This is a genomic window from Streptomyces sp. OfavH-34-F (genome assembly GCF_022347745.1).
In the GTDB taxonomy this organism is placed as follows: domain Bacteria; phylum Actinomycetota; class Actinomycetes; order Streptomycetales; family Streptomycetaceae; genus Streptomyces.
In genome coordinates, this window is the sequence record NZ_JAKRGC010000077.1 from 1 (window position 1) to 24,071 (window position 24,071).

22 protein-coding genes are annotated in these 24,071 nt (G+C 72.1%); 11 read left to right on the forward strand and 11 right to left on the reverse strand.

Annotation, left to right across the window (positions count from 1 at the left end; genetic code table 11):
- On the reverse strand, nt 1–952 hold a 952-nt coding region (locus MHW47_RS14415), incomplete at its 3' end, for a serine/threonine-protein kinase (RefSeq protein WP_239223465.1).
- A gap of 118 nt (nt 953–1,070) precedes the next feature.
- On the opposite strand from MHW47_RS14415, the gene MHW47_RS14420 reads away from it, so the two are divergent.
- Nucleotides 1,071–2,135 carry a serine hydrolase gene (locus MHW47_RS14420; RefSeq protein WP_239223466.1) on the forward strand — a complete coding sequence of 355 codons (1,065 nt, stop codon included), beginning with the start codon at nt 1,071–1,073 and terminating at the stop codon, nt 2,133–2,135.
- A gap of 22 nt (nt 2,136–2,157) precedes the next feature.
- Here MHW47_RS14420 and MHW47_RS14425 read toward each other — a convergent pair whose 3' ends face one another.
- Nucleotides 2,158–3,864: a glycerol-3-phosphate dehydrogenase/oxidase gene (locus MHW47_RS14425; protein WP_239223467.1), complete on the reverse strand. Its 1,707-nt coding sequence runs from the start codon at nt 3,862–3,864 to the stop codon at nt 2,158–2,160.
- Between the two features lie 246 nt (nt 3,865–4,110).
- Between MHW47_RS14425 and MHW47_RS14430 the strand changes: the two genes are divergently transcribed.
- Together MHW47_RS14430 and MHW47_RS14435 are read left to right on the forward strand one after the other, a co-directional pair.
- Entirely contained in the window at nt 4,111–5,355 is a 1,245-nt protein-coding gene (locus MHW47_RS14430; RefSeq protein ID WP_239223469.1) for a nucleotide sugar dehydrogenase, read from the forward strand.
- A 122-nt stretch (nt 5,356–5,477) separates the two neighbouring features.
- The gene (locus MHW47_RS14435) at nt 5,478–5,996 is read left to right on the forward strand and encodes a hypothetical protein (protein WP_239223470.1); all 519 of its coding nucleotides are present in this window, start codon (nt 5,478–5,480) and stop codon (nt 5,994–5,996) included.
- 65 nt (nt 5,997–6,061) lie between these two features.
- On the opposite strand, the gene MHW47_RS14440 is transcribed toward MHW47_RS14435, so the two are convergent.
- From MHW47_RS14440 to MHW47_RS14455, 4 genes are all read right to left on the reverse strand, one after another.
- Complete coding sequence (locus tag MHW47_RS14440; RefSeq protein ID WP_239223471.1) at nt 6,062–7,186, reverse strand: GuaB3 family IMP dehydrogenase-related protein; 1,125 nt, start codon at nt 7,184–7,186, stop codon at nt 6,062–6,064.
- 107 nt (nt 7,187–7,293) lie between these two features.
- Nucleotides 7,294–8,796, reverse strand: coding sequence for an IMP dehydrogenase (gene guaB, locus MHW47_RS14445; protein WP_239223472.1), 1,503 nt, complete (start codon nt 8,794–8,796; stop codon nt 7,294–7,296).
- 131 nt (nt 8,797–8,927) lie between these two features.
- Complete coding sequence (locus MHW47_RS14450; RefSeq protein WP_111339481.1) at nt 8,928–9,503, reverse strand: sigma-70 family RNA polymerase sigma factor; 576 nt, start codon at nt 9,501–9,503, stop codon at nt 8,928–8,930.
- Nucleotides 9,504–9,753: 250 nt separating this feature from the next.
- Nucleotides 9,754–10,365: a response regulator transcription factor gene (locus MHW47_RS14455; RefSeq protein ID WP_003948568.1), complete on the reverse strand. Its 612-nt coding sequence runs from the start codon at nt 10,363–10,365 to the stop codon at nt 9,754–9,756.
- A 390-nt stretch (nt 10,366–10,755) separates the two neighbouring features.
- Here MHW47_RS14455 and MHW47_RS14460 point away from each other — a divergent pair, with 390 nt between their 5' ends.
- Nucleotides 10,756–11,079, forward strand: a complete 324-nt coding sequence (locus tag MHW47_RS14460; RefSeq protein WP_239223473.1) for a WhiB family transcriptional regulator — start codon at nt 10,756–10,758, stop codon at nt 11,077–11,079.
- Nucleotides 11,080–11,163: 84 nt separating this feature from the next.
- Here MHW47_RS14460 and MHW47_RS14465 read toward each other — a convergent pair whose 3' ends face one another.
- Nucleotides 11,164–12,054, reverse strand: coding sequence for a LysR family transcriptional regulator (locus MHW47_RS14465; protein ID WP_239223474.1), 891 nt, complete (start codon nt 12,052–12,054; stop codon nt 11,164–11,166).
- Between the two features lie 89 nt (nt 12,055–12,143).
- On the opposite strand from MHW47_RS14465, the gene MHW47_RS14470 reads away from it, so the two are divergent.
- Complete coding sequence (locus tag MHW47_RS14470) at nt 12,144–12,824, forward strand: MOSC domain-containing protein (protein ID WP_239223485.1); 681 nt, start codon at nt 12,144–12,146, stop codon at nt 12,822–12,824.
- Between the two features lie 67 nt (nt 12,825–12,891).
- The gene (locus tag MHW47_RS14475) at nt 12,892–13,665 is read left to right on the forward strand and encodes an SDR family oxidoreductase (RefSeq protein WP_239223475.1); all 774 of its coding nucleotides are present in this window, start codon (nt 12,892–12,894) and stop codon (nt 13,663–13,665) included.
- 30 nt (nt 13,666–13,695) lie between these two features.
- Here the strand turns inward: MHW47_RS14475 and MHW47_RS14480 are convergent, their stop codons facing one another.
- Entirely contained in the window at nt 13,696–15,477 is a 1,782-nt protein-coding gene (locus MHW47_RS14480) for a DUF2264 domain-containing protein (protein ID WP_239223476.1), read from the reverse strand.
- A 169-nt stretch (nt 15,478–15,646) separates the two neighbouring features.
- On the opposite strand from MHW47_RS14480, the gene MHW47_RS14485 reads away from it, so the two are divergent.
- The 5 genes from MHW47_RS14485 to MHW47_RS14505 all read left to right on the forward strand — a co-directional run bounded on the left by MHW47_RS14485 (nt 15,647) and on the right by MHW47_RS14505 (nt 20,972).
- Nucleotides 15,647–16,726, forward strand: coding sequence for a substrate-binding domain-containing protein (locus MHW47_RS14485; RefSeq protein WP_239223477.1), 1,080 nt, complete (start codon nt 15,647–15,649; stop codon nt 16,724–16,726).
- 109 nt (nt 16,727–16,835) lie between these two features.
- Nucleotides 16,836–18,164: an ABC transporter substrate-binding protein gene (locus tag MHW47_RS14490; RefSeq protein ID WP_239223487.1), complete on the forward strand. Its 1,329-nt coding sequence runs from the start codon at nt 16,836–16,838 to the stop codon at nt 18,162–18,164.
- Nucleotides 18,165–18,168: 4 nt separating this feature from the next.
- A complete protein-coding gene (locus tag MHW47_RS14495) occupies nt 18,169–19,056 on the forward strand; it encodes a carbohydrate ABC transporter permease (RefSeq protein WP_239223478.1) in 888 nt (295 codons plus the stop codon).
- On the forward strand, nt 19,053–19,910 hold the full coding sequence (locus MHW47_RS14500) for a carbohydrate ABC transporter permease (RefSeq protein WP_239223480.1): 858 nt from the start codon (nt 19,053–19,055) through the stop codon (nt 19,908–19,910). The genes MHW47_RS14495 and MHW47_RS14500 overlap by 4 nt, the downstream gene beginning before the upstream one ends.
- A 33-nt stretch (nt 19,911–19,943) precedes the next feature.
- A complete protein-coding gene (locus MHW47_RS14505) occupies nt 19,944–20,972 on the forward strand; it encodes a hydroxyacid dehydrogenase (protein WP_239223481.1) in 1,029 nt (342 codons plus the stop codon).
- An 81-nt stretch (nt 20,973–21,053) separates the two neighbouring features.
- Here MHW47_RS14505 and groL read toward each other — a convergent pair whose 3' ends face one another.
- The 3 genes from groL to MHW47_RS14520 all read right to left on the reverse strand — a co-directional run.
- Complete coding sequence (groL, locus tag MHW47_RS14510; protein WP_239223482.1) at nt 21,054–22,679, reverse strand: chaperonin GroEL; 1,626 nt, start codon at nt 22,677–22,679, stop codon at nt 21,054–21,056.
- Nucleotides 22,680–22,782: 103 nt separating this feature from the next.
- Entirely contained in the window at nt 22,783–23,091 is a 309-nt protein-coding gene (gene groES, locus MHW47_RS14515; RefSeq protein ID WP_018101172.1) for a co-chaperone GroES, read from the reverse strand.
- A 227-nt stretch (nt 23,092–23,318) separates the two neighbouring features.
- On the reverse strand, nt 23,319–24,071 hold a 753-nt coding region (locus MHW47_RS14520), incomplete at its 5' end, for a polysaccharide deacetylase family protein (RefSeq protein WP_239223484.1).

A 24,071-nucleotide genomic window follows, 5' to 3' on the forward strand; every position in this document is an offset into this window, starting at 1 on the left:
CGCCGGCCTCGCCCGCCGCCGCGCCCAGCGCGCCGCCCTTGGGCAGCGCCATGACCTGGGTGGCGTCGGCGGGGGCGGGGACGGGGCGCTCCGGCTGTTCGAAGGAGCTGATCACGTCGTTGAGCAGGGCGCGCGCCCCCGCGTCGTCGAGCCGCTGCTCGGGGTCGCGGGCGAGGAGCCCGTAGATGACCTCCTCCAGCGGCCCGGCGTTCTTCGGCGGGTCCAGCGGCTCGGTCATCACGGCGGTCAGGGTCGCGATGGCGGAGCCCTTGTCGTACGGCGGGCAGCCCTCGACGCTCGCGTACAGCAGGCCGCCGAGCGACCAGAGGTCGGCGGGCGGGCCCGGCTTGTGACCGCGCGCCCGCTCGGGCGAGATGTACGAGGGGGCGCCGACGAGCATGCCGGTGGAGGTGACCGAGGGGTCGCCCTCGACCTGGGCGATGCCGAAGTCGGTGAGCACGACCCGGCCGTCCTCGGCGATCAGCACGTTGGACGGCTTCACGTCGCGGTGCAGGATGCCCTCGCGGTGCGCGGAGCGCAGCACGTCGAGGAGGGCGAGGCCGATCTCGGCGGCCCGCTTGGGCGGCAGGACGCCGTCCTCGCGGATCGCCTCGGCCAGCGACTTGCCCTCGATCAGCTCCATGACGATCCACGGCCGGTCGTCCTCGTCGACCACGTCGAAGACGGTGACCGCGCCGTTGTTGCGGATGCGGGCGATCGCCTTGGCCTCGCGCAGCGTACGCGTGATCAGGCGGCGCTTCTCGTCCTCGTCGATGGCCGAGGGGAACCGCAGTTCCTTGACCGCCACCGTGCGGCCCAGCGTCTCGTCGACGGCACGCCAGACCGTGCCCATACCGCCCCGGCCGAGCACCTCCCCGAGCCGGTAGCGCCCCGCGAGGAGACGTCCGCCCTTGTCCCCTTGGGGCTCCCGTGCCTGCTCCGCCTCCGACATGCGTCCCCTCTGCGATCAACCCGCCCTGGCAGAGCGTTCATTGTCCCTCACCCCGAGACCGGTCCTGGTTCCGGGTCCACGCTCCGTCATGATGGCCCCGACGAAGGGACACACCGTCATGCCGATGCTGAGGTCGCTGCTCGCCGCCCTGGTGGTGCTGGCTCTGTGCGGCCTCGGAACGGCGCGCGTACCCAGCGAATCACACCTCGCCCCGGCGGTCTCCCACCTCCCCCGGTTCACGGTACGGGGCGGCGCCCCCGACGCCGCGCTGCTGGCCCGCGATCCGGCGCGCTCGCCCCGGGACACCTACCGTTCGACGGGGCCCGGCATCCGGTACGCGGACCGGTTCCGGGCGGGCAGTGTCACCAAGTCGTTCGTCGCCGCCGTCGTCCTCCAACTCGCCGGCGAGGGGCGGCTGCGGCTGACGGACCCGGTCGAGCGCTTCCTGCCGGGGCTGGTCCGGGGGCACGGCAACGACGGCCGCCGCATCACCCTGCGCGCCCTGCTGAGCCACACCAGCGGCCTGTACGACTACACCGACGACGCCACCGCCCGCCCCCTCTCCGCCCTGGCGGCCGTCCGCACCGCGACGGCCCACCGCCCGGTGGCCGCCGTGGGCACCTACGCCTACTCCAACACCGACTACGCCCTCCTGGGCCTCGTCGTCGGCCGGGTCACCGGCCACCCCTACGCGACCGAGATCCGCCGCCGCCTCATCGGCCCCCTCCGTCTCACCGGCACCTCGCTCCCCGGCAGCCGCACCTCCCTGCCCGCACCGCACGGCCGCGCCTACTCCCGGGCGCCGGGCGGCCGGCTCACCGACGTCACCGAGCTGGACCCCCGGAGCGCCGGGGCCGCGGGTGAGCTGATCTCCACGCTCGCCGACCTGAACCGCTTCTACGCGGCGCTGCTGGACGGCCGGCTGCTGAAACCGGCTCAACTGGCCGCCCTGCTCGACACCACGGCCACGCGCGGGGTGTACGGCCTCGGCATCTACCCCGAGCGGCTGCCCTGCGGGGTCACCGTCTGGGGCCACAACGGGCGCATCGCGGGCAGTTACGTGCGCACCGCCGCGACCCGCGACGGCCGGCACACCCTGACCTTCCGCGTGGACACGGACACCCTGACCGGGGCGGACGGTCTGGAAGCCGGGCTGCTGGAGGCGGAGTTCTGCCCGGGCTGAGGCCGGCCGGCGCGGGGGCCCGTCACAGCGGCGCGATGTCGGGCGCCCCCAGCCGTGCCGCGTCGGCCGTCAGGTCGTCGGGCTGGCGCTGCGATTCGCGTTCGGCCTCCACCCGCTTCTCGTAGTGGGCGACCTCCCGGTCGATCTGGCCGGCGTCCCAGCCCAGGACCGGCGCCATCAACTCCGCGCAGAGCCGGGCGGAACGGGTGCCCCGGTCGAAGGTCTCGATGGAGATCCGGGTGCGCCGGGTCAGCACGTCGTCCAGGTGGCGGGCGCCCTCGTGGGAGGCGGCGTAGACGATCTCGGCCTTGAGGTAGTCGTCGGCGGCGGGCAGCGGCTCGCCCAGCACCGGGTCGGCGGCGATGAGTTCCAGGATCTGCTCGGTCATCGAGCCGTACCGGTTGAGCAGGTGCTCCACCCGGGCGACGTGGAGGCCGGTGCGGGCGGCGGTCCTGGCCCGGGCGTTCCACAGGGCGCGGTAGCCCTCGGCGCCGAGCAGCGGCACGTCCTCGGTGACGCAGGCGGCGACCCGCTGGTCGAGGCCGTGCACCGCCTCGTCCACGGCGTCCTTGGCCATCACCCGGTACGTCGTGTACTTGCCGCCGGCGACGACGACGAGGCCGGGGACTGGGTGGGCCACGGTGTGCTCGCGGGACAGCTTGCTGGTGGCGTCCGACTCACCGGCCAGCAGGGGCCGCAGGCCCGCGTACACGCCCTCGACGTCGTCCCTGGTCAGGGGCGTCGCCAGCACCGAGTTCACGTGTTCGAGGAGATAGTCGATGTCGGCGCTGGAGGCGGCCGGGTGCGTCTTGTCCAGGTCCCAGTCGGTGTCCGTGGTGCCCACGATCCAGTGCCGGCCCCAGGGGATGACGAAGAGCACGGACTTCTCGGTGCGCAGGATCAGGCCGGTGGAGGAGTGGATGCGGTCCTTGGGGACGACGAGGTGGATGCCCTTGGAGGCGCGGACGTGGAACTGGCCGCGTTCGCCGATGAGCGACTGGGTGTCGTCCGTCCACACACCGGTCGCGTTGACCACCTGTTTGGCCCTGATCTCGTAGGTGCCGCCCGCCTCGGCGTCCTCCACGCGGGCGCCGACGACGCGTTCGCCCTCCCGGAGGAAGCCGGTCACGCGCGCCCGGTTCGCCACCCGTGCGCCGTACGCGGCGGCGGTGCGCACCAGCGTGGCCACGTAGCGGGCGTCGTCCATCTGGGCGTCGTAGTACTGCAGGGCGCCCACCAGCGCGTCCCGCTTGAGGGCCGGGGCGACCCGCAGGGCGCGGCGGCGGGAGAGGTGGCGGTGCACCGGCAGGCCCCGGCCGTGCCCGGAGGACACCGACATCGCGTCGTACAGCGCGACGCCGGAGCCGGCGTAGAGCCGCTCCCAGCCCTTGTGCTGCAAGGGGTAGAGGAAGGGCACCGGCTTCACCAGATGCGGGGCGAGCCGTTCCAGCAGCAGCCCGCGCTCCTTGAGTGCCTCCCGTACGAGGGCGAAGTCGAGCATCTCCAGATAGCGCAGCCCGCCGTGGATCAGCTTGCTCGACCTGCTCGATGTGCCCGACGCCCAGTCGCGGGCCTCGACCAGGCCGGTCGAGAGCCCTCTGGTGACCGCGTCCAGCGCCGTGCCGGCGCCGACCACGCCCGCCCCGACGACCAGCACGTCCAGTTCGCGCTCGGCCATGGCGGCGAGCGCCTCGGCGCGCTCCGCAGGTCCCAGTGTCGCTGTCCTCACTGCTGCCTCCCGGTGGATCGGGGTGGTCCGGCACGGAATACGGCCCCGACCGTTCGTTCGGCGCCCGTGCCCACAGCTCGATTCTGTCCGCGCCGCGCGACTTCAGCCACCGCCTGTGGACAACACCCGGGCGACAACGCCCCGACAATGCGACATACAGGTCATATTTACGCCTAACCTGACATAGCGCTGTCCACAGCGGTTGCGCTTTCTGTCTTTTGGTCTTAGGGAAGGACGGCCACCCACGTGCCTGCAGACCTCGCCGTCATCGGACTCGGTCACCTCGGCCTGCCCCTCGCCCAGGCCGCCGTCCACGCCGGAATCCAGACCATCGGCTACGACACCGACCCGCGCGCCTTCGCCGAGGTCGCGGCGGGCCGCGCCCCGGTCGAGGGCTCGCTCCCGGCGTCCGACGTCCGCCGCATGCTCTCCGGGGGCTTCCGGCCCACCACCGACCAGGCCGAGCTGGGCCGGGTCCGCACCGCCGTGATCTGCGCGCCGACGCCGCCCGGCCCGGACGGCGCCCTCGACCTGGGCGCGGTCGCCGACGCGGCCCGCGCCCTGGCCGCCCGGCTGCGCCCGCACACCACCGTGCTCCTGGAGTCGGCCGTGCCGCCCGGCACCACGGAGAACTTCCTGCTGCCGATCCTGGAGCAGGGCTCGGGGCTGCGGGGCGGGCGCGACTTCCACCTCGCGCACTCCCCCAGCCGGCTCGACCCCGGCAACCGCACCCACGTCTACGCCAACACCCCCAAGGTCATCGGCGGCCTCACCCCCGCCTGCACCGAGTCGGCCGCCGCCTTCTACGGCCGCCTCACCGACAAGGTGGTCCGGGCGCGCGGCACCCGCGAGGCGGAGATGACGAAGGTCCTGGAGACCAACTTCCGGCACGTCAACATCGCCCTGGTCAACGAGATGGCGGTGCTCTGCCACGACCTCGGCGTGGACCTCTGGGACGTCATCCGGTGCGCCGAGACCAAGCCCTTCGGCTTCGAGCCCTTCCGCCCCGGCCCCGGCGTCGGCGGCCACGGCGCCCCGGTGGACCCGGGCCGCGTCCCCGGCACCCCGCTGCGCATGGTCTCGCTGGCGCAGGAGATCAACGGACGGATGCCGCAGTACGTGATCCAGCGCTGCGCCACCCTCCTCAACGAGCACGGCAAGGCGGTCCGGGGCGCCCGGATCCTCCTGCTCGGGGTCACCTACAAGCCCGACCTCGCCGACCAGGAGGCGGCCCCCGCCCGCGAGATCGCCAACCGGCTCCTCGACATGGGCGCCCAGATCCGCTTCCACGACCCGCACGTCCTGGACTGGCGGGTGCGCGGGCGGTCCGTGCCGCGCGCCGATTCGCTCTACGAGGCGGCGGCCGGCGCGGACCTCACGGTGCTGCTCCAGCACCACCGTACGTACGACCTCCAGGGCCTCGCCGTGAAGGCGCAGCTCCTCCTCGACACCCGTGGCGCGACCCCCGCCGGAGCTGCCCACCGGCTCTGATGACGGGCTGTCAGCCCAGTTCCCCCAACGATTTCGGTGGGCCGATGTCGGAACCGGCTGCTAGCCTGCGGCGTCACTCCTCGCACAGCAGTGCGTAGACGTCCCCAGGGGGAGAACCCAGCATGAGCCAGTCCGTACCGCCGCCGAACCAGCCCTACGGCGGTCAGCCCCAGGGCGGTAACCCGTTCGCCGGCCAGCAGCCCGGCGGCCCGGCGCCGTTCGCCCCGGTCCCGCCGCCGGCACGCAACAACATCGGGGTCGGTCTGGTGGCCGCCGTCGGGGCGGGCCTCGTCGGCGCGATCGTCTACGGCCTCATCCTCGGCAACTTCGAGCACGAGATCGGCTACCTCGCCGTCGGTGTCGGCTTCCTCGTCGGCTTCGCCGCGCGGAAGTCCGGCGGCGCCAACCCGGTCATGACCGTGATCAGCGCCCTGCTGTCGGTCGGCGCCGTCTACCTCGGCCAGCTCCTGGGCCTCGCGGTCGTCTTCTCGGACCTCGCGAACGAGTCGGTGACCAGCGTCCTCTTCGACCACTTCGACGTGCTCACCAAGGCGTGGAACGAGGGGTCCGACGGCAAGACCTACCTCTTCCTGGCGCTCGGCGCGCTGGGCGCGGTCGGCGGTGCCCGCAAGGGCTCGTAACCCCGCAACGCCGAAGGGCCCGGACCGCTCGTCGCGGTCCGGGCCCTTCCGTGTGTACGGGAGACTCAGCGGCGGTGCTGGGAGTCCGCGACGGTCACCTCGACGCGCTGGAACTCCTTCAGCTCGCTGTAGCCCGTCGTGGCCATCGCGCGCCGCAGGGCGCCGAAGATGTTCATCGCGCCGTCGGGGGTGTGCGAGGGGCCGGTGAGGACCTCCTCCGTGGTGCCGACCGTGCCGAGGTCGACCAGCTTGCCGCGCGGGACGTCCTCGTGGACGGCCTCCATGCCCCAGTGCCGGCCGCGGCCCGGGGCGTCGGTGGCGCGGGCCAGCGGGGAGCCCATCATCACGGCGTCCGCGCCGCAGGCGATCGCCTTCGGCAGGTCGCCGGACCAGCCGACGCCGCCGTCCGCGATGACGTGCACGTACCGGCCGCCGGACTCGTCCATGTAGTCGCGGCGGGCGCCGGCCACGTCGGCGACGGCGGTCGCCATCGGGACCTGGATGCCGAAGACGTTGCGCGTGGTGTGCGCGGCGCCGCCGCCGAAGCCGACGAGGACACCGGCCGCGCCGGTCCGCATCAGGTGCAGGGCGGCGGTGTACGTGGCGCAGCCGCCGACGATCACCGGCACGTCCAGCTCGTAGATGAACTGCTTGAGGTTCAGCGGCTCGGCCGCGCCCGAGACGTGCTCGGCGGAGACCGTGGTGCCGCGGATGACGAAGATGTCCACGCCGGCGTCCACGACGGCCTTGGAGAACTGGGCGGTGCGCTGCGGGGAGAGCGCGGCGGCGGTGACGACGCCGGAGTCGCGGACCTCCTTGATGCGCTGCCCGATCAGGTCGGCCTGGATCGGCGCGGCGTAGATCTCCTGGAGGCGGCGGGTCGCGGTCGCGGCCGGCATCTCGGCGATCTCGTCGAGCAGCGGCTGCGGGTCCTCGTAGCGCGTCCACAGCCCTTCGAGGTTGAGCACGCCGAGGCCGCCCAGCTCGCCGATGCGGATGGCGTGCTGCGGGGACACCACGGAGTCCATCGGGGCGGCCAGGAACGGCAGCTCGAAGCGGTAGGCGTCGATCTGCCAGGCGATCGAGACCTCCTTCGGGTCGCGGGTGCGGCGGCTCGGGACGACGGCGATGTCGTCGAATGCGTATGCCCGGCGGCCGCGCTTGCCGCGCCCGATCTCGATCTCAGTCACGATGATGTGGCCTTTCCCTCTGCGTCTGCGCTGTCCAGTATCCCCGACACGCGTCACGAGGGGCGGTCCGGGAACCCCCGGACCGCCCCTCGTGCTCGCGTGGCGCGTTACTTCTTGCTGTAGTTCGGTGCTTCCACCGTCATCTGGATGTCGTGCGGGTGGCTCTCCTTGAGGCCCGCCGAGGTGATCCGGACGAAGCGGCCCTTGCTCTCCATCTCGCTCACCGTCGCGGCGCCGACGTAGCCCATGGTCTGGCGCAGGCCGCCCACCAGCTGGTGCAGCACGTTGGCGAGGGGGCCGCGGTACGGGACCTGGCCCTCGATGCCCTCGGGGACGAGCTTGTCGTCGGAGGCGACCTCGGCCTGGAAGTACCGGTCCTTGGAGTAGGAGCGGCCCTGGCCGCGGGACTGCATCGCGCCCAGCGAACCCATGCCCCGGTACGACTTGAACTGCTTGCCGTTGATGAACAGCAGCTCGCCCGGGGACTCCTCGCAGCCCGCCAGGAGGGAGCCCAGCATCACGCTGTCGGCGCCGGCGGCGAGGGCCTTGCCGATGTCGCCGGAGTACTGGAGGCCGCCGTCGCCGATGACCGGGACGCCCGCCGCGCGGGCGGCCAGCGCCGCCTCGTAGATCGCGGTGACCTGCGGGACGCCGATGCCGGCGACCACGCGGGTGGTGCAGATGGAGCCGGGGCCGACGCCGACCTTGACGCCGTCCACGCCCGCGTCGATCAGGGCCTGCGCGCCGTCGCGGGTGGCGACGTTGCCGCCGATCACGTCGACGCCGACGGCCGACTTGATCTTGGCCATCCAGTTCAGGGCGTTGCGGTTGTGGCCGTGCGAGGTGTCGACGATCAGGAAGTCCACCCCGGCCTCGGCCAGCGCCTGGGCGCGGTCGAGCGCCTCCGGGCTGGCGCCCACGGCCGCGCCGACGAGCAGCCGGCCGTCCGCGTCCTTGGCGGCGTTCGGGTACTGCTCGGCCTTCTTGAAGTCCTTGACGGTGATGAGGCCCTTGAGGAGGCCCGCCTCGTCGACCAGCGGCAGCTTCTCGATCTTGTGGCGGCGCAGCAGCTCCATGGCGTCCACGCCGGAGATGCCGACCCGGCCGGTGACCAGCGGCATCGGGGTCATGACCTCGCGCACCTGGCGCGAGCGGTCCGACTCGAAGGCCATGTCGCGGTTGGTGACGATGCCGAGCAGCTTGCCCCCCTGGTCGGTGACCGGGACGCCGCTGATGCGGAACTTGGCGCAGAGCGCGTCCGCGTCGGCGAGCGTGGCGTCGGGGCCGACCGTGATCGGGTCGGTCACCATGCCGGACTCGGAGCGCTTGACGAGGTCGACCTGGTTGACCTGGTCCTCGACCGAGAGGTTGCGGTGGAGCACGCCGACGCCGCCCTGCCGGGCCATGGCGATGGCCATGCGGGCCTCCGTCACCTTGTCCATGGCGGCGGAGAGCAGCGGGATGTTCACCCGTACGTTGCGCGAGATGAGCGTCGAGGTGTCGACCGCGTTGGGCAGCACTTCCGATGCGCCCGGCAGCAGCAGCACGTCGTCGTATGTCAGCCCGAGCGTCGCGAATTTCTCGGGCACTCCGTCGACGTTTGCAGTCATGACACCTTCCCCAAATGGCCTTGATCGGTGCGGATGTCCATGCTAACGGCCTCGGGAGGCGTCTCATTCCACGAGCAAGATCACCCGCGGTTTCTGTAGGTTTCTACGGTGGACGGGGCCCGGCCCCGCTTTCACTGCTCGGCGAGGGCGCGCAGTCTGCTCAGGGCGCGGTGCTGGGCGACCCGGACGGCGCCCGGCGACATGCCCAGCATCTGCCCGGTCTCCTCGGCGGTCAGCCCCACGGCGACGCGCAGCACGAGCAGTTCGCGCTGGTTCTCCGGGAGGTTGGCCAGGAGCTTCTTGGCCCAGGCGGCGTCGCTGCTGAGCAGCGCCCGTTCCTCGGGCCCCAGGGAGTCGTCGGGCCGCTCCGGCATCTCGTCGGAGGGCACGGCGGTCGATCCCGGATGGCGCATCGCGGCGCGCTGGAGATCGGCCACCTTGTGTCCGGCGATGGCGAAGACGAAGGCCTCGAAGGGCCTGCCCGTGTCCTTGTAGCGCGGCAGCGCCATCAGCACGGCGACACAGACCTCCTGCGCGAGGTCCTCGACGAAGTGGCGGGCGTCACCGGGGAGCCGGCTGAGCCGGGACCGGCAGTAGCGCAGGGCGAGCGGGTGGACGTGGGCCAGCAGGTCGTGGGTGGCCTGCGCGTCGCCCTCGACGGCGCGGTGCACCAGGGCACCGATCACCGTCGTTCCGTCGTCGCGCATCGGACCATGGTGCCCCGGTCCGGTGTCGTCCGTGGCACCGCCTCCGTAGTTGTGCACCGAAGCGTTATGAGCGGGTGCGCCGGAAGTCATGTCCTGCGCCCTCCCCTTCCGCTCGACCGAATCGTTCCCGAGGAACTCCACGCCTCAAGGATGCGGCATCGGCCGGGAAGCGTCACATACCACCGGATCGGCGGGGTACGGCTCGCGCCGCACCCCCCGCCCAGGGGCCGCCGGGCCCCTGGGCGCGTCGTCAGCGGACCAGGCCCCAGCGGAAGCCGAGGGCCACCGCGTGTGCCCGGTCCGACGCCCCGAGCTTCTTGAACAGACGGCGGGCGTGGGTCTTCACGGTGTCCTCGGAGAGGAAGAGTTCGCGGCCGATCTCCGCGTTGGAGCGGCCGTGGCTCATCCCTTCGAGGACCTGAATCTCACGGGCGGTGAGCGTCGGCGCCGCGCCCATCTCGGCCGACCGCAGCCGGCGCGGGGCGAGCCGCCAGGTCGGGTCGGCCAGCGCCTGCGTGACGGTCGCGCGCAGCTCGGCCCGCGAGGCGTCCTTGTGCAGATAGCCGCGGGCGCCGGCGGCGACCGCGAGCGCGACGCCGTCCAGGTCCTCGGCGACGGTCAGCATGATGATCCGGGCACCGGGGTCGGCGGAAAGCAGCCGCCGGACTGTCTCCACCCCCCCGAGTCCGGGCATGCGTACGTCCATGAGAATCAGATCCGAACGGTCGGCGCCCCAGCGGCGGAGGACTTCCTCGCCGTTGGCGGCCGTCGTCACACGCTCGACGCCGGGCACGGTCGCGACCGCGCGACGGAGCGCTTCTCGGGCAAGCGGGGAGTCGTCGCAGACGAGGACGGAAGTCATGACCGCCCTCCGCAGCTGATGCGCGTCACCTTGAGCCTCCAGGCTGTTACAAGTCGTCACCTGTGCGGTCGACGCTCTCGGACACCTGCCCGATCGCTCTTTCTGTCAACCGCCTCCACCCGTTCAACGACGGTCACTCGAAAGAGTTACGGGTGGGAAGAGCGGGTTCGGCACTCTACGTGAGGAAGCGCTCACGGAGCAGAGCGCCACGGGTCGTCCAGTCGTCAACCGAAATTTTGGCGGGGCGAGTGCCCCATTTAGCGGGATTTCTTCCCTTTTGGTGGTGTCTGTGGCTAGATTCGCAATCAGTCATATTTACATCTACTAGCACCGAAGATGTACGGTCTTGTACGCGGTCATCGACTCAGCACGGTTTCGAGGGGACAAGCAATGGCCGATTTCTCCCGCCTTCCCGGACCCAACGCCGATCTGTGGGACTGGCAGCTGCTCGCGGCCTGCCGCGGGGTCGACAGCTCGCTCTTCTTCCACCCGGAGGGGGAACGCGGCGCCGCCCGCAGCGCCCGCGAGACCTCCGCGAAGGAGGTGTGCATGCGCTGCCCCGTACGCGCGGAGTGCGCGGCCCACGCCCTGGCCGTCCGCGAGCCCTACGGGGTGTGGGGCGGTCTGACCGAGGACGAACGCGAGGAGCTGATGGGCCGCGCCCGCAACCGGCTCATCACGGCGGCCCCCGCGTCCCCGAACGGGCACGGCTGACGGCCGTACCGCCGCACCCCAGCACAGAAACGTTTCTTCACCACCCGGGACGCGCTCCGACATCCCGCACGCCCCACGTGCCCCTCAGCGCGCCGCCGCCAGGGCGAGCTGGTCCAGGGTCGCCGCCACAGCCGGGACGCGCGCCAGGTCGGGCAGGGTCAGCGCGACGATCTCGCGTTCGATGGCCGGCTCCACCGTGACGGTCCTGGCTCCCCGCGGCCGCACCGACTCGATCGCCAGCGCCGGCAGCACGGCCACGCCCAGGCCCGCGCCGACCAGGCCGATCACCGCCGGGTAGTCGTCGGTCGCGAAGTCGATGCGCGGGGTGAACCCGGACTCCTCGCACACCTCCACCAGCTGCCTGCGGCACCGCGGGCACCCGGCGATCCAGGACTCCCCGGCGAGTTCCGCGATGCCCACCGCCTCCCGGTCCGCCAGCGTGTGCCCCTCGGGGAGGAGACCGGTCAGCCGGTCCGTGAGCAGCGGACGCACCACGAGGTCGTCCCACTCGGCGCCCGGCTCCCCGTAGCGGAAGGCGAGCGCGATGTCGCAGTCGCCGGCGCGCAGCATCTCCACGGACCGGGGCGGTTCGGCCTCCACCAGCGAGACCCGGGTGCCGGGGTGCGCGGCCCTGAGCGCGGCGAGGGCGCCGGGGACCAGCGAGGAGCTGCCGCTGGGGAACGAGACCAGGCGGACCCGGCCGGCCCGCAGCCCGGCGATCGCGGCGACCTCCTCCTCCGCGGCGGTGAGCCCCGCGAGGATGCCGGAGGCGTGCCGCACCAGCGCCTCGCCCGCCTCGGTCAGCCGCATCTCCCGGCCGGTCCGGATGAGCAGGGTGGTCCCGGCGGAGGACTCCAGGGCCTTCATCTGCTGGCTGACAGCGGGCTGGGTGCAGCCGAGTTCGCGGGCGGCGGCGGAGAAGGAGCCGGTGGCGGACACGGCGCGCAGGACACGGAGGTGGCGGGCTTCGATCACCTCTTGAGCATAAGCGTCGCTTGGGGCGTCCGCGAATTATTGGCGAGCGGCTTTGGGCAGGCGTTGGATAGCGTTCCGGCATGACCGCGATGACTGTGCTGACCGTGAACGCGGGGCGTCCCGCTCCGGCGTCCTACACCGACGCGCCGGGTGGCCGGACGGGGATCGACAAGCGGCCCGTCGACGGGCCGGTCCGGGTCACCGACCCGGGTCCTGAGGGCGAGGGCGGCAGCGGGCTCGCCGGGGACGCGGTGTGCGACCTGCGCCATCACGGCGGCTCCGACCAGGCCGTCTACGCCTTCGCGCGCGAGGACCTGGACGGCTGGGAGCGGGAGCTGGGCCGGCCGCTGCCCAACGGCTCGTTCGGCGAGAACCTGACCACGGCCGGGCTGGCGGTGAGCACCGCGCTGATCGGTGAGCGCTGGCGGATCGGCGGCGAACTGGTCCTGGAGGTGACCTGTGGCCGGATTCCGTGCCGTACGTTCGCCGGTCATCTGGGCGAGGAGCGCTGGGTCCGGCGGTTCACCCGGGCGGCGGCACCGGGGGCGTATCTCCGGGTCGTCACGCCGGGCTCCGTGCAGGCGGGCGACCCGGTCGAGATCGTGCACCGGCCGGACCACGAGGTGACGGTGGAGTTGCAGTTCAGGGCCGTCACGACGCGGCGCGACCTGCTGCCGCTGCTGCTGCCGGCCGGTGCGGCCCTGCACCCCGAGGCGCTGCGCAAGGCGCGCGCGTACGTGGCCGGGGCCGCCGCCACCGCCCGGCGGTGAGCGCCGGGGGCCGGGGCGCCGACGGGGCCCGGGAGCGGCCGGTTTCCGATGCTCTACCGTGCCGCGTATGACGACTGCACTGATCACGGGCGCGACGGCGGGCATCGGTGCCGCCTTCGCCCGGCGGCTCGCCGCCGACGGGTACGACCTGGTCCTGGTGGCACGGGACGCCGGCCGGCTGCGCGAGCAGGCGACCGAGCTGCACGACCGGCACGGCATCGAGGCGGAGGTGCTGCAAGCGGACCTGTCCGACGACAAGGGCATCGGCGCGGTCGAGGAACGCCTCGGCGACCGCAGGCGGCCGGTCGATCTCCTGGTGAACAACGCCGGGTTCGGCAACAAGGGCCGCTATCTGGAGGTCTCGATGGCCGACGAGCTGGCCATGCTGAAGGTGCACTGCGAGGCGGTGCTGCGGCTGACCTCCGCCGCCGCGCCCGCCATGCGGGAGCGCGGCAGGGGCGGCATCGTCAACGTGGCGTCGGTCGCGGCGTTCCTGCCGCGCGGCACCTACGGAGCCTCCAAGGCGTGGGTCGTGCAGTTCAGCCAGGGCGCGGCGAAGGACCTGGCCGGGTCGGGCGTGCGGCTGATGGCGCTGTGCCCGGGGTTCGTGCGTACGGAGTTCCACCAGCGGGCCGGGATGGGCACGGACAACATCCCCGGCTGGATGTGGCTCGACGCGGACAAGCTGGTGGGCGCGGCGCTCGCCGACCTGGCGCGCGGGAGGACGGTGTCGATCCCGGACCCGCGCTACAAGGTGCTGATGGGGGCGGCGAAGCTGGCGCCGCGCGGCCTGCTCGGCGGGATCAGCTCGCGCACGGGCCGCAAGTACGGCCCGCAGTAAAGGGGCGCGGGGTGTCCCGGCGCGGTCCGCTCAGGGCTCCGCCGGGACACGCAGGACGGCGGTGGTGCCGTCCTGCCAGGTCACCCGGATCTCGTCGGGCCCCTGGACGCGCACGTCGGCGAGGGCGGTGACGGGGTCCGGGTCCGGCTCCCCGGTGAGCGAGGCGAGCGCCACGAACAGGGACCGCTCCCCGGTGGTGGCGCCGTCCAGAGCGAGAAGCACGGAGGCCGCGCCGAACATGGTGGAGCCGCCGGGGAGCCGGTGCGCGGGGCCGCTGTAGCCGTGGACCGGGTGGAGCTGGGCGGTGAGCGCCGGGTCGTCGGTGGCCCAGCCCGTCTGGCGCACCGGGGTGCCCTCGGGGGCGCCGCTGACCAGGTGCGCGCGGACCTCGGCGCGGCCGTGGGCGAGGGTGGCGGAGACGACCCGGACGCCGGGGCACGGGGTGTGCGCGGAGACGGCCAGGCCCGGGGCCGGGGGTTCGGCGGTGAGGGGTTCGGCGGTGCGGCGGGTGGTGGGCGCGCCGTCGAGGAGCAGCGCGAAGTGGTTGTCGCGTACGGCGCCGTGGGTGGGGCCGGTGCGTGTGGAGTACGCGAAGCGGGCGTAGCCGGGGTCCTCGTCGTCGCCCACGTGGTTCGAGCCGTGGTTGTGGAGGCGGACCAGGCCGTCCGCGGCGGTGGACTGGAGGAGCATGCCGGTCGGGCCGAGGCGGGTCACGGCGTCCGCCGTCTCGGCGGGCAGCGGCTCCTCGGGGGCCGTCCAGACGGGGTGGTCCGCGGGCATGAGCAGCCCGAGGAAGCCCTTGGACGCCCAGTACGGGGAGGCCGGTCCCGAGTACGTCTGGAGGACGGGCTCGTAGGGGCCGTGCCAGCCGAGGGTGAGCAGGCCGTTCGCGTCGGTGGCGCCCCGGTCCAGGAAGTAGCCGAGGGTCGCGGAGGCGAGGCGGCGGGTGGCGCCCGGCGCGAGCGGGGTGTGGCCGGTCAGCGCGCCGAGCCAGGGGGCGGCGGCCGCGGCGAACCGGTAGGTGAGGGAGCGGCCGAACGGCATGGGCGCGCCGTCGGCGCCGAACATGCGCGTGCAGTCGGCGAGATGGCGGTGCAGCCGGGGGCCGTAGCGGTCCAGGAGGGCGCGGTCGCCGGCGAGGTGGGCGTGCAGGACGGGGTAGAAGTGCATCGCCCAGGCGTTGTAGTGGTCGAAGGAGCGGTTGGGGCCGTCGCTGTACCAGCCGTCGCCCAGGTACCAGTCCTCGATGTGTTCCAGGGCGCGGTCGATGGTGCGCCGGGCCCGGTCGGTCTCGATGCCGGCGTCCTGGAGGAAGCCGGCGACGGTGAGCCCGAACAGCCACCAGTTGTTGTCCACCGGGGACGGGCCGAGCGCGGGCAGCAGCCACTCCGCGGCGCGCTGCCGGGTGGTGTCGTCGAGGGTGTCCCAGAGCCAGGGGCGGGTGAGGCGCAGCCCGAGCGCGACGGAGGCGGACTCTACGACGGCCTGGCGGGTGTCGGCCATCTGCGGCCAGGCGTCCGGGCCGCCCGCCGGGGCGGAGGTGCCGGCGGCGAGTCCTTCGGCGTAGCGGTCGAGGTGGCCGTGCGGGTCGTCGCCGCGCGCTCCGGCGACGCGCAGGGCGGCGAGCAGCCAGGTGCGGGCGTAGCCCTCCAGGCCGTCCGAGGCGGGTCCGGACCAGCTGGGCCGGGGTCCGGGGAGGTCGATGCGGCCGTGCCGGGGCGAGGCGTAGGGGCGTACCGCGCACAGCAGTTGGTCCGCCGTCCGCTCCCAGTCGGCACGGGTGCGGGCCGGATGCGGGGTCGTCTTGGGCATGATGCTCCCCTGGAGGCGGACTTCGGCGTCGCCGGAAATCCTTGACCGGCGAGCGATCGAACGTCAAGACGTACGTATCGAATGATCGAAACTTCCGTCAATCGATCACGGCGTAATAGGGTCTGGCCAGCCGAGCCATCACATCGCGATTTGCAAGGGGACTGCCGCCGTGCGCGAGAGTGCTGCTGAACGTCACGACCGACTGCTGGCCCTGGTGCGGGAGCGCGGTTCGGCCCGTGTCTCGGATCTCGCCGGCCTGCTCGGGGTCTCCCCCGTCACGGTGCGCCGCGACGTCGAGGCGCTGGCCGGGCGGGGGCTGCTCGACCGGGTCCACGGGTCGGTCTCCTGGCCCGGGCCCGCGTCCGGCCCGGCCGCGTCCGATCCGGCGGGCGGCCCGGTGATAGGCCTGATCGCCCCCTCGGCCACGTACTACTTCGCCGAGGTCATCCGGGGGGCGCACGAGGCCGCGGACCGGGCGGGGGCCCGGCTGGTGCTGCGGATCTCCGACTACCGGCCCGAGGAGGACCGGGCGCGCGCCGAGGGGCTGCTGGCCGCCGGGGCGGACGGGCTGCTGATCGCCCCGGCCTGGCGGGGGGCCGAGGACCAGGCGGCGTACGGGGACTGGATGACCGGACTACCGGTGCCCGCCGTGCTCCTGGAGCGCACCCCGGCGCCGGGCTCGCCCCTGGACGGGCTGGACCGGGTCTGCTCCGACCACCGGCACGGGGTGCTGCTCGCCGTGCGCCATCTGATCGGCCTGGGCCACGGCACCCCGCTGCTCGTCGCCCGCGCCGACAGCCCGACCGCGCTGGCGGTGCGCTCCGGCTACGCGGACGCCCTGGCGGTGCTGGGGCGCACGGACGCCCCGGCCATGATCGGCACGTCCGGCCCCGAGGTCGATCCGGAGCGCTTCGACGCGGCGGTGCGGGCGGTGCGCGAGGCGGTCGTCTCCGGCCGGGCCACGGCCGCGCTGGTGCACAACGACGTGGACGCGATCCATCTGGTGCAGCGCCTGTCCGACCTGGGCGTACGCGTCCCGGAGGACCTGGCGGTGATCGCGTACGACGACGAGGTGGCCGCGCTCGGCGACATCCCGCTGACCGCGGTCAGCCCGCCGAAGCGTCATATCGGGCGCCACGCGACGGAGTTGCTGCTCGCGCGGCTCGGGTCCGGGCGGGGTGACGACGAGCCGGGACGGCATCTGGCACTGCTCCCCCGGCTGCGCGTTCGGGCTTCGACCACTCGATAACGTTCTGATCTTTTCTCGATCAATCAATCTTTCGCTCTTGACTTCGGACAGGGCGGCGCCAAGGATCTCGCCCAACGTCAATGTCGCCGCCGATCCCAGGAGCTTCGCCGTGCATCGCAGTTGGAGCAGAACGACTCTTTCCATAGCCGGAGCCGTCACCGCCCTCGCCGTCGTCACGGCGTGCGGCGGCAGCGGCGACGACTCCTCCGGCGGCGGCACCGGCACCGCCGCCAAGCCGGTGACCATCACCTTCTGGGGCTGGGCCAAGGGCACCAAGGAGGTCGTGGACGCGTTCAACGCCTCGCAGAAGAACATCCGCGTGAAGTTCGAGGAGACCCCGTCCGGCAACGCCGGCGGCTACGCCAAGATCTCCAACGCGATCAAGGCGGGCAACGCCCCCGACCTGGTCTCCGTCGAGTACCCGCAGCTCCCCGAGTTCGTCAGCCAGGGCGGCTTCCAGGACATCGGGACGTACCTGACCGACGACGTGAAGAAGAAGTTCCTCCCGCAGGCGATCGAGCAGACGACGCTCGGCGGCAAGAGCTGGGCCGTGCCCTTCGACGCCGCGCCGCAGGCCTTCTTCTACCGCAAGGACCTCTTCACCAAGTACGACATCGCGGTCCCCACCACCTGGGACGAGTTCCGCAAGGCCGCCGAGAAGGTCAGGAAGGCCGACGCCAAGGCCCGCATCGGCACCTTCTTCCCGGACGACCCGACCACCTTCGAGGCGATGGTCTGGCAGGCCGGCGCCCAGTGGTTCAAGGCCGACGGCGACACCTGGAAGGTCGACACCACCGACGCCGCCACCACCAAGGTCGCCGACTACTGGCAGGGCCTGGTGAAGGACGGACTGGTCCGCTCCGACGCCTCCTTCTCGCCCGCCTGGACCAACTCCCTCAAGACCGGCGGCACCATCGGCTACCTCGGCGCCTCCTGGGGCGGCGGCGTCCTCGGCGGCACCCTGCCCGAGCAGAGCGGCAAGTGGGCCGTCGCCCCGATCCCCACCTGGGACGGCAAGCCAGCCGGCGGCATGCTCGGCGGCACCACCTTCGCCGTGCCGAAGAACAGCGAGAAGGCCGCCGCCGCCGTCGAGTTCGCCACCTGGATGACCACCACCGAGGAAGGCATCGAGGCCCGCATCTCCTCCGGCACCTCCAGCGCGTTCCCGGCCGCGCTCGCCCTGCGCCCGGCCGCCAAGAAGGCGTTCGACACCAAGTTCTACGGCGGCCAGGACATCTACCAGGTCTTCGAGGACGGCGGCTCCGCCATCCGGCAGGGCTGGACCTGGGGCCCCTCGATGGGCACCACCAACACCGTCCTGAAGGACCAGTTCGGCAAGGTCGCCGGGGGCGGCACCACCATCCCCGACGCGGTGCGGGCCGCCCACGACGCGACCGTCACGGAGCTGACCAAGCGCGGCCTGAAGGTCGAGGGCTGACCGGATGAAGGCCCGCACCCGCGCCGCCGCGACCCTGCTGACCCCGTTCTTCGTCCTGTTCACCGTCGTGATGCTGATCCCGATCGGTTACGCGGTCTGGCTCAGCCTCTTCACCGAACAGCAGTCGGGGCTCGGCTTCGGCGGCTCCGAGACGGTCTTCACCGGACTCGGCAACTACGCGGCGGCGCTGGGTGACCGGGTCTTCCGGGACGGCTTCCTCGTCCTCCTCGGCTACTGCGCCGTCTACATCCCGCTGATGGTCGGCGGGGCCCTGCTGCTGGCGCTGCTGCTCGACTCGACGCTCGCCCGCGCCAGGCGCTTCTTCCAGCTCGCGCTGTTCCTGCCGCACGCCGTGCCCGGCATCATCGCCGCGATGATCTGGCTGTACCTCTACACCCCGGGGCTGAGCCCGGTCGTCTCCGCGATGCACTCCGGCGGGATCGGCTTCGACTTCTTCTCGCCCTCCGGCGCGCTGCCCTCCATCGTCAACATCGCGCTGTGGGAGTGGCTCGGCTACAACATGGTCATCTTCTACGCCGCGCTCCAGGCCATCGACCGCTCCGTGCTGGAGGCGGCCACCGTGGACGGGGCGAGCGGCCGGCGCGTCGCCCTCAGCATCAAGCTCCCGCTGATCCGCACCTCGGTCCTGATGGTCGTGCTCTTCACGATCATCGGCTCGCTCCAGCTGTTCACCGAACCCCTGATCCTCAACACCGGCTCCGGGTCCGCCGTCTCCTCCTCCTGGACACCGAACATGTACGCCTACACCGCGGCCTTCTCCCGCAACGACTTCGGACTCGCGGCCGCCGCCTCCGTACTCCTGGCGCTCGCCGCCGCGCTGCTGTCCTTCGTCGTCACCCGCCTCACCGGCCGGAAGGCGGCGGACGCATGAGCACCACCACGAACCGCAGGAACCCCTGGCTGTCCAAGGCGGCCGTCAACGGAGCGCTGCTCCTGGCCGTCCTCTACATGCTCTTCCCGCTCGTCTGGCTGGTCACCGCCGCCACCAAGGACACCGGCTCGCTGCTCGCCGGGGACACCTTCTCCTTCGAGGGCTTCGACCTCTCCAAGAACCTCTCCGACATCGCCTCCTACGGGGACGGCGTCTACTTCCGCTGGTACGGCAACAGCCTGCTGTACGCCGGGGCCGGCGCCGCCGTCTGCTCCCTGATCTGCGTCGCCGCCGGATACGCCTTCGACAAGTACGAGTTCCGGGGCAAGGAGAAGCTGTTCGGCCTGGTCCTGCTCGGGGTGCTCGTCCCGACGACGGCCCTGGCGCTGCCCATGTACCTGCTCGCCAGCAAGCTGGGGCTCGTCAACACCTACTGGTCCGTGCTGATCCCGGTCCTGGTGAACCCCTTCGGGGTCTACCTCGCGCGGGTCTTCGCCGCCGGATACATCCCCGGCGAAGCGCTGGAGGCCGCGCGCATCGACGGGGCGGGCGAGCTGCGCACCTTCTTCTCCATCGGCCTGCCGATGATGATGCCGGGGTTCGTGACCGTCTTCCTCTTCCAGTTCACCGCGATCTGGAACAACTTCTTCCTTCCGCTGGTGATGCTGTCGGACCGCGAGCTCTTCCCGCTGAGCCTCGGCCTGTACTCCTGGAACACCAACACCCACAGCGAGCCCGGCTTCTACCCGCTCGTGGTCACCGGGTCGCTCCTCGCCGTCATCCCCCTGATCGTCGCCTTCGTCTCCCTGCAGCGGCACTGGAAGGCCGGACTCACCGCCGGCAGCGTCAAGTAGCCCACCGCTCAACCGAGGGAGCCCTCCACCACCATGCACCCCACCCCCGACCCCCGTCCTTCGGTCCTGCTCGCGATGGGCCCGGACATCTACGAGCGCCTGTTCGCGCAGCGCCACCGCGACCGGCTCACCGCCCTCGCCCGTACGGACCCGTCCCTCGTCGCCCACGACCTGGCCGACCCGAGCCCGCGCGTCGCCGCCGCCCTCGCCGGGGCCGACGTCCTGCTGACCTGCTGGGGCGCGACCCCGCTCACCCCGCCCGTCCTCGCCGCCGCACCCCGGCTCAAGGCGGTCGTCCACGCGGCCGGCTCCGTCAAGCACCACATCACCGACGCCTGCTGGGACCGCGGCCTCACCGTCTCCTCGGCGGCCGGGGCCAACGCCCTGCCCGTCGCCGAGTACACCCTGGCCACCATCCTGCTCGCCAACAAACGCGTCCCGCACTCCGCGCACGTCTACCGCGAGGTGCGCGGCGACCACGACTGGCGCGCCGAGCTGGACGGGGCCGGCAACTACCACCGCACCGTGGGCATCGTCGGCGCCTCCCGCATCGGCCGCCGCGTCATCGAGCTGCTCCGCCCCTTCGACCTGCGGGTCCTGCTGTACGACCCGTTCGTCGGCGCGGAGGAGGCGGCGCGGCTGGGCGCCGAGGCGGTCACCCTGGACGAACTGTGCGCCCGCGCCGACGTGGTGTCCGTGCACGCCCCCCAGCTCCCGGCCACCCGCCACATGATCGGCGCCCGCCAGCTCGCCCTGATGCGGACCGGGTCCACGCTGATCAACACGGCCCGCGGTTCCCTGATCGACGAGGCGGCCCTGCTGGACGAGGTCGTACCGGGCCGGCTGCACGCCGTCCTGGACGTGACCGACCCCGAGCTGCCGCCCGCGGACTCGCCGTTCTACGAGCTGCCGAATGTGCTGCTCACCCCGCACGTGGCGGGCTCCCTCGGCAACGAGCTGCACCGGATGACCGATCACGCCCTGGACGAGCTGGAGCGGTACGCGCGCGGCCTGCCGTTCGCCGAGCCGGTGCGCCCGACGGACCTGGACCGGTCCGCCTGACCCGTACGCCCCGGCATGCGTGAAGGCCCGGCCCCCCGCGTGGGGACCGGGCCTTCACCGCGTCACGCGGTCAGCCGTGCGTCAGTGGCTGTGACCGTGGCCGTGGCCCGCGGCCTCCGGCTCGTCCTCGGCCGGCTTCTCGACGACCAGGGTCTCGGTCGTGAGCAGCAGCGAGGCGATGGAGGCGGCGTTCTCCAGGGCGGAGCGGGTGACCTTGACCGGGTCGATGACGCCGGCCTTCACCAGGTCGCCGTACTCGCCGGTGGCGGCGTTGAAGCCCTGGCCCTTGTCCAGCTCGGCGACCTTCGAGGTGATGACGTAGCCCTCGAGGCCGGCGTTCTCGGCGATCCAGCGCAGCGGCTCGACGGCGGCGCGGCGGACGACGGCGACACCGGTGGCCTCGTCGCCGGTCTTGCCGAGGTTGCCCTCCAGGACCTTGACGGCGTGGACGATGGCGGAGCCACCACCGGAGACGATGCCCTCCTCGACCGCGGCGCGGGTCGCGGAGATGGCGTCCTCCAGACGGTGCTTCTTCTCCTTCAGCTCCACCTCGGTGGCGGCACCGACGCGGATCACGCAGACACCGCCGGCCAGCTTCGCCAGGCGCTCCTGGAGCTTCTCGCGGTCCCAGTCGGAGTCCGTGGCCTCGATCTCGGCCTTGATCTGGCCGACGCGGCCGGCGACCTCGTCGGCCTTGCCGCCGCCGTCGACGATGGTGGTGTCGTCCTTGGTGACGGTGACGCGGCGGGCGGTGCCCAGCACGTCCAGGCCGGCCTGGTCGAGCTTGAGGCCGACCTCCTCGGCGATGACGGTCGCACCGGTGAGGGTGGCGATGTCGCCGAGCATGGCCTTGCGGCGGTCACCGAAGCCCGGCGCCTTGACGGCGACGGCGTTGAACGTGCCGCGGATCTTGTTGACGACCAGGGTCGACAGGGCCTCGCCCTCGACGTCCTCGGCGATGATCAGCAGCGGCTTGGAGCCACCGGACTGGATGACCTTCTCCAGGAGCGGCAGCAGCTCCTGGATGGAGCCGATCTTGCCCTGGTGGATCAGGATGTACGGGTCGTCGAGGACGGCCTCCATACGCTCCTGGTCGGTGACCATGTACGGGGAGAGGTAGCCCTTGTCGAAGGCCATGCCCTCGGTGAAGTCGAGGTCCAGGCCGAAGGTGTTGGACTCCTCGACGGTGATGACCCCGTCCTTGCCCACCTTGTCCATGGCGTCCGCGATCAGCTCGCCGACCTGGGCGTCCTGCGCGGAGAGCGCGGCGACGGCGGCGATGTCGGACTTGTCGTCGATCGGGCGGGCGGTCGCGAGGAGCTCCTCGGACACGGCCTTGACCGCGGCGTCGATGCCCTTCTTCAGGGCGGCCGGGGAGGCGCCGGCGGCGACGTTGCGCAGACCCTCGCGCACGAGCGCCTGGGCCAGGACGGTGGCGGTGGTGGTGCCGTCACCGGCCACGTCGTTGGTCTTGGTCGCCACCTCCTTCACCAGCTGCGCGCCGAGGTTCTCGTACGGGTCGTCGAGCTCGACCTCGCGGGCGATGGTGACACCGTCGTTGGTGATGGTGGGGGCACCGAACTTCTTGTCGATGACCACGTTGCGGCCCTTGGGGCCGATCGTCACCTTCACCGTGTCGGCAAGCTTGTTGACGCCGCGCTCGAGGGCGCGACGGGCGTCCTCGTCGAACTTCAGGATCTTCGCCATGGAGCTGAACTGTCCTCTCAAGTACAAGCGCTGCGCCCCCAGCCTCCCGGCTGGTTATCTCGCACGGGGCCAGGGGCGCAGAACAGAAGCAAACGTGGGTGAATTACTTCTCGATGATCGCGAGCACGTCGCGAGCCGAGAGGACGAGGTACTCCTCGCCGTTGTACTTCACCTCGGTGCCGCCGTACTTGCTGTACAGCACGACGTCGCCGGTCTTGACGTCGAGCGGCAGGCGCTCGCCGTTCTCGAAGCGGCCCGGTCCCACGGCCAGGACGACGCCCTCCTGGGGCTTCTCCTTGGCGGTGTCCGGAATGACCAGGCCGGAGGCCGTGGTCTGCTCGGCGTCGAGCGGCTGGACCACGATGCGGTCCTCGAGCGGCTTGATCGCAACCTTGGAGCTGGCGGTCGACACGATCCGGTCTCCCCCTTCGGAGATCTCACGGGGTTTAACAGTCTTTGGGGTGGCGACCAGGTGAGCCCGTCGTCGCGGGTGCCGGACCTGCCGGTCGCACAGTACTGCTGGCACTCTCCAGTGGGGAGTGCCAGCACTGAGACTATGACCGCGATTAGCACTCGGTCAAGCGGAGTGCCAATTCACGCCCCTCGTGGCGGATACCGGGGTCCGGCGGGGAGCCTTTCCTAGACGTAGTCCTCCAGGCGGGCCACCGCGTAACCCTGCTCGGTGACGACCTTCATGACGGACCGGATCAGGTCGGGCATGCTGCCCTGCCACTCCTTCGTGCCGCGGAAGTGGGTGAGGATGATGTCGCCCGGGTGCAGCTTCGCCTCGCCCTCGCGCCACTCCATGCGGTCGGGGAACGCCTCGGCCTCCCACAGCGGTACGGCGGTGATGCCGCAGGACTTGGCGGCCTTCAGGGTGTCGGTGTTGTAGTTGCCGTACGGCGGCCGGAAGATCCGGGGCCGCTTGCCGAACCGCTTCTCGATGACGTCCTGCTGGCCGCAGATCTCGTGCTTCTGCTCCTCGTAGGGCAGACCCGGCAGATAGCGGTGGTTGAGGGTGTGGTTGTTGAGCGCGACCCCGCGGGCCTGGGCGTCCGCGAAGTACGCGTAGTCGTCGCGCACCACGTAGTCGCTGAGGAAGGCGCTGTACGGGATGTTCAGCTCCGACATCATCTTCAGCAGTTCGGGGTCCTTGTCGTCCCCGTCGTCCATCGTCAGGAAGACGACCTTGTCCTCGGTGGGGACGCGGGTGAAGACCGGCGGCAGCGACTCGTCCTGGCCCTCGACCTCGAAGCCCTCGCGGGTGGTGAGCCGCGGCTTCGCGGCCGGGGGCACGGGGGCGGCCAGCGGGGCGACCGCCAGGCCCCACTTCTTGGCGGCGACCGCGCGGGCGGCCCGGGCCAGCTCCGCCCGGTGCGCCCGCTCGAGATC

Bases quoted from the DNA above. Each gene is read 5' to 3' on its own strand.
- MHW47_RS14420 (WP_239223466.1), top strand. From the start codon at position 1,071: ATGCCGATGCTGAGGTCGCTGCTCGCCGCCCTGGTGGTGCTGGCTCTG.
- MHW47_RS14435 (WP_239223470.1), top strand. From the start codon at position 5,478: ATGAGCCAGTCCGTACCGCCGCCGAACCAGCCCTACGGCGGTCAGCCC.
- guaB (WP_239223472.1), bottom strand. From the start codon at position 8,796: ATGACTGCAAACGTCGACGGAGTGCCCGAGAAATTCGCGACGCTCGGG.
- MHW47_RS14450 (WP_111339481.1), bottom strand. From the start codon at position 9,503: ATGCGCGACGACGGAACGACGGTGATCGGTGCCCTGGTGCACCGCGCC.
- MHW47_RS14455 (WP_003948568.1), bottom strand. From the start codon at position 10,365: ATGACTTCCGTCCTCGTCTGCGACGACTCCCCGCTTGCCCGAGAAGCG.
- MHW47_RS14460 (WP_239223473.1), top strand. From the start codon at position 10,756: ATGGCCGATTTCTCCCGCCTTCCCGGACCCAACGCCGATCTGTGGGAC.
- MHW47_RS14470 (WP_239223485.1), top strand. From the start codon at position 12,144: ATGACTGTGCTGACCGTGAACGCGGGGCGTCCCGCTCCGGCGTCCTAC.
- MHW47_RS14475 (WP_239223475.1), top strand. From the start codon at position 12,892: ATGACGACTGCACTGATCACGGGCGCGACGGCGGGCATCGGTGCCGCC.
- MHW47_RS14480 (WP_239223476.1), bottom strand. From the start codon at position 15,477: ATGCCCAAGACGACCCCGCATCCGGCCCGCACCCGTGCCGACTGGGAG.
- MHW47_RS14495 (WP_239223478.1), top strand. From the start codon at position 18,169: ATGAAGGCCCGCACCCGCGCCGCCGCGACCCTGCTGACCCCGTTCTTC.
- MHW47_RS14500 (WP_239223480.1), top strand. From the start codon at position 19,053: ATGAGCACCACCACGAACCGCAGGAACCCCTGGCTGTCCAAGGCGGCC.
- MHW47_RS14505 (WP_239223481.1), top strand. From the start codon at position 19,944: ATGCACCCCACCCCCGACCCCCGTCCTTCGGTCCTGCTCGCGATGGGC.
- groL (WP_239223482.1), bottom strand. From the start codon at position 22,679: ATGGCGAAGATCCTGAAGTTCGACGAGGACGCCCGTCGCGCCCTCGAG.